We start from the raw sequence: 1,168 nt of genomic DNA, 5'->3' as shown, positions 1-1,168 counted from the left end.
TGTTCTGAGTCTGACGCATCTTACCGGTTCCCTCTGATTTCATCCAGCGCGTCGAGTGCGCGGCGTTCCCGGGTGAGGATGTCCTCTGCTGTCTTTGTCCACTTAAAGGGCTTCGGCTTGGCGTTGTGGTGCGCCAGATAGTCGTAGATGGCGGCCTCCAGATCATCGACGCTGGAATAGCTGCCGCGCCGGATGCGCCTGGACGTGATCTCGGCGAAAAAGCGTTCGACCAGGTTCAGCCAGGACGCGCTGGTGGGCGTGAAGTGCAGCTTGAAGCGCGGGTGCTTGTCCAGCCAGGCCTTCACCTCGGGCGTCTTGTGGGTGGCGTAGTTGTCGAGCACCAGATGCACATCGCGCCGCGTGGGCACAGCCTTGTCGATCTGGCGCAGGAATTTCAGGAACTCCTTCGCACGATGGCGCGGCATGCAATCGCCGATGACCGTGCCTGATTTCACGTCCAGCGCCGCGAACAGCGTCGTCGTGCCGTGGCGCTTGTAATCGTGCGTTACGGTCGCGGCACGGCCCTTCTTGAGCGGCAGTCCGGGCTGGGTGCGGTCGAGTGCCTGGATCTGGGATTTCTCATCGACGCACAGCACGACGGCCCGGTCCGGCGGGTCGAGGTAAAGTCCCACGATATCCGTGACCTTCTCCTCGAACTTCGGGTCATTCGAGACCTTGAACCCCTTTGTGAGATGCGGCTTCAGGCCAGCCTCCGCCCAAATGCGGCCGACGCTCGACGGCGAGATGCCCATGGCTTCGGCCATCAGCGCGCGGCTCCAGTGCGTGGCATTGGGCGGTGTCTCCTGCACAGTCTTCGCGATGACCTTCAGCCGCGTTTCCATGGGCAGCGGCGGCACCCGCGAGGGCCGTGTCTTGTCGCGCTTAAGACCGGCCACGCCCTCATCGAGATACCGCTGCTGCCACCGCCAGACCGTGGGCTTCGATGTGTTTGCGCGGCGCATGATCTCGAACGTGCCGTGACCATCCGCCGTCGCAAGAACGATCTCCGATCGCCAGACAAGCTTGCGCGACGTGTTGCGGTTGGCGATCAGGGCCTGAAGCTCTGCGCGGTCAGCGGGGCCAAGGTAAAGGCAGATGTCGGAGCGTCTCATGCCCAAGGTATGACACACCCTGCAGCCGTTGGGAATCTTGCGTCAGGTGACGAACA

The 1,168-nt window shown here is 62.8% G+C and carries 1 protein-coding gene; it reads right to left on the bottom strand.

Annotated features, from left to right (window positions below; genetic code table 11):
* Positions 1 to 20 precede the first annotated feature (20 nt).
* Positions 21 to 1,112 (bottom strand): IS630 family transposase, encoded by a 1,092-nt coding sequence (locus HUK65_RS18430; protein WP_179907742.1) that lies wholly within the window; start codon positions 1,110 to 1,112, stop codon positions 21 to 23.
* Positions 1,113 to 1,168: the final 56 nt, after the last annotated feature.

This window comes from Rhabdonatronobacter sediminivivens (genome assembly GCF_013415485.1).
GTDB lineage: Bacteria > Pseudomonadota > Alphaproteobacteria > Rhodobacterales > Rhodobacteraceae > Rhabdonatronobacter > Rhabdonatronobacter sediminivivens.
Note: the sequence above shows the minus strand (reverse complement) of the source record. Positions and strands in the feature narration are given on the sequence as shown.

Coding starts and splice junctions, on each gene's coding strand:
- HUK65_RS18430 (WP_179907742.1), bottom strand. CDS start 1,112: ATGAGACGCTCCGACATCTGCCTTTACCTTGGCCCCGCTGACCGCGCA.